Source organism: Arthrobacter sp. UYEF20, from assembly GCF_040546335.1.
GTDB lineage: Bacteria > Actinomycetota > Actinomycetes > Actinomycetales > Micrococcaceae > Arthrobacter.
Genome location: NZ_JBEPNP010000002.1, coordinates 354,253 through 364,527, shown reverse-complemented (window position 1 = coordinate 364,527; position 10,275 = coordinate 354,253). Strand labels below are relative to the sequence as shown.

Annotated in this window: 8 protein-coding genes and 1 pseudogene; 3 read left to right on the top strand and 6 right to left on the bottom strand. The window is 61.0% G+C overall.

The window, feature by feature from the left end:
• Positions 1 to 95: 95 nt before the first annotated feature.
• A pseudogene (locus ABIB26_RS04155) lies at positions 96 to 1,319 on the top strand (integrase core domain-containing protein); the annotation flags it as partial.
• 266 nt (positions 1,320 to 1,585) lie between these two features.
• Positions 1,586 to 2,647 (top strand): ISAs1 family transposase, encoded by a 1,062-nt coding sequence (locus ABIB26_RS04150; RefSeq protein WP_354239866.1) that lies wholly within the window; start codon positions 1,586 to 1,588, stop codon positions 2,645 to 2,647.
• A gap of 119 nt (positions 2,648 to 2,766) precedes the next feature.
• On the opposite strand, the gene ABIB26_RS04145 is transcribed toward ABIB26_RS04150, so the two are convergent.
• The 6 genes from ABIB26_RS04145 to ABIB26_RS04120 all read right to left on the bottom strand — a co-directional run bounded on the left by ABIB26_RS04145 (position 2,767) and on the right by ABIB26_RS04120 (position 8,483).
• Complete coding sequence (locus tag ABIB26_RS04145; RefSeq protein WP_354239827.1) at positions 2,767 to 3,714, bottom strand: integrase core domain-containing protein; 948 nt, start codon at positions 3,712 to 3,714, stop codon at positions 2,767 to 2,769.
• A complete protein-coding gene (locus ABIB26_RS04140) occupies positions 3,711 to 3,914 on the bottom strand; it encodes a helix-turn-helix domain-containing protein (RefSeq protein WP_354239825.1) in 204 nt (67 codons plus the stop codon). The genes ABIB26_RS04145 and ABIB26_RS04140 overlap by 4 nt, the downstream gene beginning before the upstream one ends.
• Before the next feature lie 62 nt (positions 3,915 to 3,976).
• The gene (locus ABIB26_RS04135; RefSeq protein WP_354239823.1) at positions 3,977 to 4,237 is read right to left on the bottom strand and encodes a hypothetical protein; all 261 of its coding nucleotides are present in this window, start codon (positions 4,235 to 4,237) and stop codon (positions 3,977 to 3,979) included.
• A 500-nt stretch (positions 4,238 to 4,737) separates the two neighbouring features.
• Positions 4,738 to 5,652, bottom strand: coding sequence for a GT-D fold domain-containing glycosyltransferase (locus ABIB26_RS04130; protein ID WP_354239821.1), 915 nt, complete (start codon positions 5,650 to 5,652; stop codon positions 4,738 to 4,740).
• A 223-nt stretch (positions 5,653 to 5,875) separates the two neighbouring features.
• On the bottom strand, positions 5,876 to 5,998 hold the full coding sequence (locus ABIB26_RS04125) for a hypothetical protein (RefSeq protein WP_354239819.1): 123 nt from the start codon (positions 5,996 to 5,998) through the stop codon (positions 5,876 to 5,878).
• Positions 5,999 to 6,323: 325 nt separating this feature from the next.
• Positions 6,324 to 8,483 carry a fibronectin type III domain-containing protein gene (locus tag ABIB26_RS04120; RefSeq protein WP_354239864.1) on the bottom strand — a complete coding sequence of 720 codons (2,160 nt, stop codon included), beginning with the start codon at positions 8,481 to 8,483 and terminating at the stop codon, positions 6,324 to 6,326.
• A 298-nt stretch (positions 8,484 to 8,781) separates the two neighbouring features.
• On the opposite strand from ABIB26_RS04120, the gene ABIB26_RS04115 reads away from it, so the two are divergent.
• Complete coding sequence (locus ABIB26_RS04115; protein ID WP_354239817.1) at positions 8,782 to 10,251, top strand: endonuclease/exonuclease/phosphatase family protein; 1,470 nt, start codon at positions 8,782 to 8,784, stop codon at positions 10,249 to 10,251.
• Positions 10,252 to 10,275: the final 24 nt, after the last annotated feature.

Genomic DNA, 10,275 nt, shown 5'->3' with positions numbered 1-10,275 from the left:
GCAGCCCTCACAGCCCACCAGATCCGCGACCAGGAATCCCTGGCAGCGTAACCGAAATAAAACGATGAAACTGTCTCAGAAACTTGACGTGCGCAGCACGCGATGAAGGCCAGGCCGCAGCCCTGGAGCCACGCTCACGCCGCCCGAAAACCTCACCCACGAAACTCACCGAGGACCTCAAGCAAGACGCGCTGCAGGTGCGGGCCGCGCTGGAATCCTCCGGGCTGGATCATGGGCCGATCAGCGTGCACGACAAGATGGTGTCCCTGAAGATGCAGGCCCCGTCCATAGCCTCGCTGGCACGAATCTTTCGGGAGAAGAACGTGGCCCGGCTCGAGCCGAAGAAGAAGCCTCGGGCCGCGTACCGCAGGTTCGTCTATCCGGCCCCGAACGCGTGCTGGCAACTGGACGCCACCGAGTACGTGCTCACCGGTGGGCGCAAGTGCGTGATCTTCCAACTACAAGATGATCATTCACGCCGCGCACTCGCCACCCACGTAGCGTCCGGCGAAACCAGTGAGGCGGCCCTGGCGGTCGTGAAAAAGGGCATCGGTGCTCATGGTGTGCCGCAAAGGTTGCTCACCGACAACGGGGCGGCTCTGAATCCCTCACGTCGCGGGTGGGAAGGCCAGCTGGTCACCTACGTGTCCTCGCTCGGCGTCGAGCCGATCACCGGCAAACCATACAAACCGACCACCCAGGGCAAGAACGAGCGGTTCCATCAGACTTTGTTCCGGTGGCTGGACAAGCAGCCCCTGGCCCAGACCCACGGAGAGCTCCAAGCCCAGGTCGACCGGTTTGACCTGATCTACAACACCGAGCGTCCGCACCAAGGATTGCCCGGGCGCATCACCCCACAGCAGTCGTGGGACGCCACAGCCATTGCCGAAGCACCCAGGCCGAAACCCGTGTCGGTTCTTCCCGAACCTCGGGCCCCGGGGCCGGTGGCTCAGCTTCCAGGCGCTACCGAACCCGTGGTGGCCGCCGGTACGGAAACAGCAGGGCGCACCACCACAGCGCTGCCGGCACCTACACCTCAGGAGACCGACCCGTCCCAGAAAATCAGCGGCAGCATTGCCCACCCGGCAGTCACCGGTAGCCAGAAGCTACGTGTCTATCCCAACGGCGTCGTCAGTATGGGCAGGACCCTGTTCTCCTTGACCAAGCGGATGGGTAGTCGAATCGTCATCGCTGATTGGGACCCTGAAGGCATCGTGTTCGCCAGTACCGAAGGTGAGGTCATTGCGGAGTACTTCTGGCCACCCGAAGGCACCGCTTACGTGGGGATCAGCAAGGCCCGCACCCGCTTCCGCAAATAAACCATGCACGGGGAAGCGTCACCGATGTCCTGAGACATCGAGTGTCACCAATGTCCTGAGCCCGAACTGTCACCGATGTCCCGAGACATCACACTTTTAAAGTAGGGGAACTCCTGTTAAACATGGTGATTGTCTAGATCATCGTTTACCAGGAGTTCCTGCATGCCATCTTCCACTATTGAGACCCTTCCCGCCAGTTGGAGGGTGTCCCGGAACAGGCAAAGCGGCTGTTGACGCCGGGGACGATGCGCTAAGTCCTTGACTCCATCCCAGATCCAAGAAAGCGCAGGGGCATCAGGCACGGACTGACCGGGATTTTGGCCCTGGCGATCTGCGCGGTGCTCACCGGGGCGAAATCGTTCGCCGAGATCGCTGACTGGGCTGCCGATACCGGGCGTGAGCCGCTGGCGAACGCCGGGATCAGTGTCCCGCACGTGACCACGCTCCAGCGGGTGCTGGCCAAGATTGACGGGGATGTCTTCGATACCGCCTTCGGCGTCTGGGTCATCGCCCAGGTCAAACCCAAGGTCATCGCCATCGACGGGAAGGAAGTCCGCGGGGCCAAGAATGGCGGCGGGGGCCGGGTGCATTTGATGGCCGCCGTGGACCACGGCACCGGCACGGTTTTGGGCCAAGTGAGCATCGGCGTCAAGACCAACGAGATCACCCGTTTTGAGGACCTTTTGAACACGATCAAGAACCTTACGGGCATGGTGGTAACGGCGGACGCACTTCATACACAGCGCTCCCATGCGGAATACCTGCACAAGCGCGGCGCCCACTATGTGCTGACCGTCAAGGGGAACCAGAGGGCACTGCAACGACAGCTCAAGAACCTGCCATGGAAGGCCGTCCCGGTCGGCAACAAGCAGCGCTACAAGGGTCATGGACCCACAGGTTCCCGGACCGTCAAGGTCGTCACGGTCGACGCTGGCATCCTCTTCCCGCATGCCGCCCAGGCTGCGCAGATCACCCGCCGATCACGCAGGATCAACGGCACGAAGTGGAGCGTTGAAACGGTCTACATCATCACGTCCCTGCCGGCAGAAACAGCCAGCGCAGCCGAGCTGAACACCATGGTTCGTGGGCACTGGACGATCGAAAACCGACTGCACTGGACCCGTGACGTGACGTTTCGGGAGGACAAGTCGATGGTGCGCAGCGGCAACGCGCCCCGTCTCATGGCCTCCTTGCGGAACCTGGCCATCAGCCTCTACCGGATAGCCAAAACCACCAACATCGCCAAAGCCACCAGGCACACCGCAAGAAACGCCAACCGCGCCCTCAAACTCGCCCGAATCGGCCCCCTACCTGCGACTTTGCATTAGCCCTGACCGGAACCCGGACAACTACAAATCGCGTATCCTCTTGAGAAGTGCAGCCCGGACGGCAGCATGAGCAATCATCTCAGCAGAACATTCCCCGGGAACCTTGAAGAGCCATCAGTTCATCGAAGGCCCCGGAGGCCTTGAACGACTCCATGTCGCCGGCGGCAGCGACCTTCGCAGCCAGCGAATCGACCTTGTCCAATTCGTGTTCGGTAGTAGCCATCATGATTCTCCAATAAATCAGAGACCGCGTTCCTTACACAACCCATCTGACACCCTCGCGGTGACATCAACGATCCGCCCAATGAACGACGGGTCCACGGCCGCAAGTCGTTGGAGAACACCCGCACGTAGTAATCCCGCGGCAGCCGCACCGCGTTGCGGAACACCGCCTCCGGGGTCACCGGCGGCAGTTCCCGCATCCTCTCCCGGTCCAGGACGATCAGCTCATCAGGGCGGCCGTGGCGGGACCTGGAATACCGGTGATTGGCCTTCGGCAGCCAGTCCTCCAGCTGGCCGTTGAAATCCGCTGGGGAGCGGAAATCCCGGCCCGGCATGAAGCGTTGCCGGAAGAACCTGTTCATCCGCTCGACCATGCCCTTGGACTCCGGATCCCGCGGCGGAAGCAGCTTGATCTCCAGCCCCAGGGAGCCGGCGAACGCGGCCACCGGCTCCGTGGGCCGGCGCCTGCCGATGCCGGACTCGTTGTCCCACAACAGCCGGGACGGAACCGCCTGCGCGTCCTGCAGCAGAGTCCACATCCCGCCCAGAAGGTCCGGCGTCGTCCGTGACGGCAGCATCCGTGCCTGGATGAAGCCCGAGAACGCCGAGGTCATCACCAGCACCGGTGGCGTGTCGTGCTGGCCCGCACCGACGGGCAGCGGCTCATGGGGAGACCAGAGATCGCACTGGACCTGGAACCCCGGCTCGTGGACCAGCCGGTCCGCCGGGTCAGGCGGGGCGTATTCGGGCCGGATCGCGGCGACTTTCGCCCGGAAAAGCGACGCCGACCCGGACCAACCCACCCGCTCGGCCAGCGTCGCCGCCGGCATCGTCGGCGTCTTCACCAACAGCTCCCGCACCCTGGGAGCAACGCATCGAAACTCGACACTCCGGCTGCCCGATGGTACTTCGGCGCCCGGTCCGACTCCAGCGCGCGGTCCACCGTTCCGCGGGAAACTCCCACGATCCTGCCGATCTCACGCTTCGAGTGCTTGCCCGTCGAAAACAGGTGGCGTATCTCCGCCCAATCATCCAAATTGATCACCTTCCATAATGGTCGGTGGCCCTGTTTTCAGTTGGCGTTTCTGGCCCTATTTTCGGTTGGCGTTAACAGGGGCCCACGATCTCCTCCATATAACAGGTCCCATCGCGGCGGATGTAGCGTTTGACCTCGGGCTTGTTGTCGGCATTCATCATCTCGACTTTGCACACCGCGCCCGCCTCGTCATGCCATTCCCGCCGGAGCCGTGTGCGACCCCGCATGTGGTCGACGAAGTTAACCTTCCGCCCGCGCCACCAGACGAAGTGTTTGTATTCCCCGCCCTCGTAGCCGCGCTGGACCTCGGCGTTCCTGTCGTTAACATGCACCTAATCCCACGGCTCGCCAGTCCCAAGCGGGCAGTGTACTCAGCGTCGGCGGGGTAGACGGATTGCCCGGCCAAGTCGTGGTGAAGGCTGCGGAGCGTGATGAGCTCCCCAAGGCGGTCCATGAGCCGCAAAGTGTGCCGGTCATAGTCGCAGTAGAACTTGTCTATCAGAATCTCGGTGGAGACCGACGCCCTGGCTAGCCCGAAGTTACGCTAGCGCTTCGGCCTGGCGGACGGACATTCCCAGCCCTGGATGCTCGGGCAGACCACCGAACATGGCAACGTAAACGTGGGGGTTCTGAGGTTCTGAAGGTATCCGCCAGGCATACAGCAGGCGATTGCGGGAGCGGATACGATGACGGCGCGAGGTTTGACCAGACCGAGGCCGACGCCCGCGCCTTTCATCTCTGCCGCACCCGCGTCGCGGCCCCGGCCAGAGCAGAAAAATGCCCTCACCGCGGGAAGGGTAAGGGCATTTTGGTCATCTGCGCGTCGTCCCGCTCAGCTTCGTGCGATAGGTGTGTGCTCGGGGAAAGCACCACCGTTAATTACGTTGTTGTAGCTGCTGCTCAGGTGTCCGATGTCCAAGGCGCGTTTGCCGAGCTGCGCCAACCGGTGAGCCAAGACCGTACCCGCCGGTCCCAGGGAGATGAGGACCAGATCGTCCTTGCCATCCGCGAGGCGCCGGCTAAGGTCTTCTATGTCGTTAAATGCATCCCGCGGCATGGAATATTCGAAGCGCGTTGAAGCGACACTGTCGAACAAAGCCGGCTCCAAATCGAACCGGGAACCGTGCCCCGTCACGATGGCAACGTTTTTGCCAGCCCACAAAGATTTCCAGCCCTCGACGGCCTCCTGACCGAACGCCTGGAACATGAGGGGCCGGGACACATGACTGTTGCCGAATCGGTCGGTGGCATCCAGCATTGGCTCAACCTGATCCCAGACCTCGTGGTAAACCGTCGTCCAGTGAAGATCAACGAAGACGTTAGGCATACCGACCAAGAGCTTCGGAGCTCCTTCACCTTGAATGGCTGCCTTCAAACCCTGCTGAAGGCGAGCGGAGTTCTTCTGGAACGACACGTTGAAGTCGAGCCGGGTCATCATCCTGAACTCCCCGTCGCCGAAGCGCGCGAAGCTCAACTCCTCATCCCGGATCAGATCCAGCGTCTCCATGAACCCCAATTGCTTGGGGATGATCGCCGCACGGACTTGGCTGAGCAGCGCGGCTCCGAGAATGGTCTTCAAGCTCTCCACCGTGAGGCGCGCCTTGTTCGCTTCCCAATGTGTCTTGGTTGCCAGCTCTGTCTGAGTTTTCAGCTGGGACGCTACATCCGCGAGCAGCTTGTTCTGCTCCGCGAGGTGGTCAGAGATGGCCGCGAAGGGCGTTAACATGGCTTCAAGTTGGCTGGTCAAGGCTCTCCCCTGGTTGATGTGTGACTCACAATCCTACTACGCACGGAGTCTTGCCTCGGCAATCGCTTCATGGAGGTCAGACGTGAAGACGCTGGCAACAACGGACACTCCGCCGCGCAAGAAGCTACCAGAACCGGGAACGGACCAGCCGACGCAATCGATGTTGCTCCAGAACAACTCCGCTTGTCCGGGGGAATCAGCTTTTGTTGGCCAGGATTCGTTCTCAGGCCGCGGCTGGTAGCCGGGGGCGCCACGATCTCTCGGGCAGCGTGATGGCGGGCAGCTGGTCGATGCCTTGCCGGACGCCCTCGGGCCGGAGCTTCAGATGGATCGTAGTGATGTCCATTTTCGAGTGCCGTATGCTGCGCTTCACTACGAAGTCGCTGACCCCGCTTCGTGTATCTCAGTTGCCAGGGCCGCCCGCAGGTCATGGGTCGGTGCTTGAGCCGGCGCGTTTGATCGCGTCACGTAAAGACGGCGAAAGTGGAGGCGAAGAACACGGCCATTTATCACCAGCCCGTATTATGCCCAGAGGCGCCCAGACATGGGTCTGATCTTTCACGGGGCAGTGGATTTCATCAGGAACCACGAACGCCACGTGAGAGATTCAAGCTCGTGACTATGCGAAGTCGAGGACTTATGAAGGGGCCGTTGTGTCCATCATGATGCAGTTACGGCAGACCCACGTTCGCCACAACCATGTTGTGATCGGAAGGAAATACGCCGGTGTAATTTCCATTTGCGTCAAGGTTGGCCACAGTCTCCCACTGGGATACGCGCATCTTGGACGTCAAGATGTAGTCGATGTAGGTTCCGTTGGCGGCCGGATTGGCGTTGGCCCTCGGGACGGTCCCCAGGCCATTCCAGCTGTTCAGGTAGGTGTTGATTCGCTTCTCTGCCGTTGCGCCCATACTCGGGAATTCCTGCAGGTAGTCGTTACCGAGGGGGTCCACCAGTCCTGCTGCCGTGAGGACGTCGTAGGGGGCGTTTGACGGTTCCAGCCATTTGCTGGAGTTCAAGTCGCCGGTGACAACAACGGGCAGGCCGGCCGTGTTTTGCGTCCTAATCACCGAGACGATGGCTTCAGCCTGCTTCTTTCGCAGCTCGTAGAAGCCGGCAGCCTTGCTGGAGGACAAGTGCGTGTCACCGAAGAAGAAGGTTTTGCCTGTAGATTTCTGCTTCACAACGGCCCAGGCGAAATAGCGCCGGTTTTCCGGGACGCTGCTCGTCGGCAGCGCGCTGGAACCCGACCGGATGATTTGTACAGCAGCGGGGTTGTAGAAGATCCGCGTTCCCTGCGAGGCCCCCCGATCCTGGAAAACGCAGCCATCCGGCGTCGTGGAGTTTACGCAGTTGTTCCGTTGCGTGTTGGTGAGCTCATATTGCGCGCCCGAAGATTTCAGCCTCTGCAGCAGGTCCTCGAACTGTGAGAGCCCTCCGATGTGCCCCGGCTCATCGAGCCAGCCCTGAGAGGCTTCCTGGACACCGAGAATGTCGGGCATTCGCGACTTGATGGTGTTCACAACAGCTCCGCGCCGCCCGGCCCAGGAAAGCGCATTCGGATTCTCGTCATCCTCCGAGACGCAGTTGGCGCACATGATGTTGAAGCTCGCCACGGTGAGCGGGGACACCAGAGGCGCCGGGGCCGGCGGCAGCGGCTGGGTCTTTATGGACAGGACTGGGGTGTAGGCGCTGAGTGACACCCCGGCGCCGTCGATGACCCGAACCCGGAAGTAATACGTGGTCGAGGGGTTCAGCCCCCGCGTTTCGGTTGCCGTAATGCCGGCGTAGCGACGCCAGGTGGCATCCGACATGTCCGGGCGGCTGGCAACAGCCACTCGATATCCCGGAGCATTGGGCACCGCGTTCCACTTCAGGTTCACTGTCCGGTGCGTGGATGTTGCGCTAAACCCCGTGGGGGTGGGATAGGGGTCAACTGGCGTAGTGAATGTCACCGTTGGCGAATACGATGTCACGTTCTCACCTGCAGCGCCGATGACGCGCACCCGGGCAAAATACGTTGTTTCGGGCTTGAGTCCGTTGATGGTGCCGGACGAGGCGGTGAAACGGGTGAAGCCCGAGTCGCTCATGTCCGCCTTGCTGAAAGTCTGCACCCGGTAGCCCACCGCGTTTGCGACAGGGTTCCAGGAGACTTTCGCGGAGCTGTGGCTTGTGGCGCTCGCCTTCAGACCGCCGGGAACCGCAAAAGCGGGCGCTGCCGCCGTCGTCGCCGACACCGGAGCCGAATATCCCGTCAACGACGTGCCGTCATCGGCTATCCCCCGGACCCGGAACTTGTACGTGGTGCTCTTGACCAGGTTGCGGATCTCCGCGGCCGAATCGGTGAACCGGAAATACAGCGAGTCACTCATATCCGCCTTGCTGTACACCTGCACCCGGTACCGCGGCACATTCGCCGACTTCACCCAGGACAAACTCACCGAGGTATCCGTCTGCCCCGTGGATTTCAACCCCACAGGCACCGCGAACGCGGGCGCTGCCGCCGTCGTCGCCGATACCGGAGCCGAATACCCCGTCAGCGTCGTGCCGTCATCGGCTATCCCCCGGACCCGGAACTTGTACGTGGTGCTCTTGAGCAGATTTTTGATCTCCGCCGCAGAATCGGTGAACCGGAAATACAGCGAGTCACTCATATCCGCCTTGCTGTACACCTGCACCCGGTACCGCGGCACATTCGCCGACTTCACCCAGGACAAACTCACCGAGGTGTCCGTCTGAGCCGTGGATTTCAACCCCACAGGCACCGCAAAAGCCGGCGCTGCCTCGGTGGCGACGCCTGGTGACAGTGCGTGAGCCGAAGTCCCCGCCATCAACAGCACCAAGGTGGAGGCAATCACCGCAGTAAGGTATTTCCCGCCGGCGGCCGATCGTTGCCAGACATTCGCCATTTCGAGACCATGCTTTCGATATGGAATCATCCGACGCTTCGATTCCGTGGGCGGGTTCTACACCTAGCTATCGGCACGTACGGCGCATCGGTTAGGCATGCAAGGCGCGGACTGCGGACCCGGAGCAGGTCCCCTGAATTAGTCACTGGATGCGCAAAGGCCGGCCGACTGCCTTTGTCGCTAGATCTAAATCACAGATGAGTCCCTGCGTGTTGTACATATGGATTCCCTCGTGCCACACTATGGTGTCCGCCAGCAACTCCTGTCGCTTAACCGCACCTTTTTACTCGCGCTCTTTGCCGCCCTTCAGGTGCCCAAAGTCCCACTGATAAGGTCTCCCATGCCAAAAAACAGTCGTGGCTCGACATTTCGTCTCCGCCCGCTTTCAGTTCTGATCACGGCAATACTTCTCCTTCTGTCCGGCGCCCCGGGAGCGTTTGCGGCGACTCCCGCCCCGTCCGGTCTCAAATCACCCGCTCAAACAAGCACGTCGGTCTTCATTTCGTGGAACGCCGTTAGCGGCGCGCCGAGATATCGCGTCCAATATTCCACTACGTCTGACTTTTCGGACTCGACGTACAACCGGTACACAACCACGTCCACCGAAATTCGGGGACTAAAAAGCAACACCACCTATTACGTACGGGTCAGGGTCATCTCTGCTGACGGAACCACGAATCTCAGCCCCTACTCAGCCGCCATAGCAACCAAGACGAAGACTGCACTCGTTATTGCCGCGGTGGTCAATCCCCTGTCCGTTGGAAGTTATAACGTGAAGTGCGCCAATTGCTTCGCAGGGGCCACAAACGAGTTGACCTGGGCAGACCGCCGGTCTGCCGTGGTCAGTAACATAAAAGCCCAGATGCCGGATGTAATGGGCGTGCAGGAAGCCTCCCAGGGCTGGCTTAAAGACGACCCCCGCCCCGGCGGCGTATCGCAATTTGAGGACCTTCAAGAGCGGCTACAGGCGGCCGGCGCAAATTACCAGCTCACTAATGCAAAACGAAACAATTGTGTGAAGGACACGACTCCAACGGGTTGTGTCTACGCCGACAAGGGCGCCTCGCAGGGCACCAAGCTTTTCTACAACGCCTCCAAGGTGTCTCTGGTCAGCCAGGGTTCCCTGGCGCTGCCGGTAATCCAGGCAACAGACAACCCCCGCTACTTGGCCTGGGGCATTTTCACCCAAAAGTCGACAAACAAGCAATTCTTTGTCGGCGACGCACATTTGCAACTCGGCGGCGGAACCGACTACCAGTCCTTGCGCACGAAGCAGACGCAGGCCATCACTGCGGAAATCAAGAAACGCAACCCTCAGGGTCTTCCCGTGCTCTTGACGGGGGACCTGAACTCGCACAAGTGGACGGCGCCGACCAATGCGCCCTATGACGTCCTGACTGCAGCCGGCTACGTTGATCCGCTCGGCAACACTTACGCCACCGATCTGCCCAGCGGGACGGCTACAGCCGAGAAGACGGTTGCGGCAAACTATGACAGCTTCAACGCTTTCAATCGCCTTGCCAACGCCCGCAACGCCTGGGGCAACGGGACCTACCTGGACTACATCTTCACTTCCAAAATGCGCGTGGTTGAATGGCGCACGGTGGTGAATGTTGATTCCAGTGGAAACTTCATCGGTACCATTCCCTCTGATCACAACATGGTCAAGGCAACGGTCCAGCTCCCCTAGGAGTCGGTCCCCTCGGACATGAAT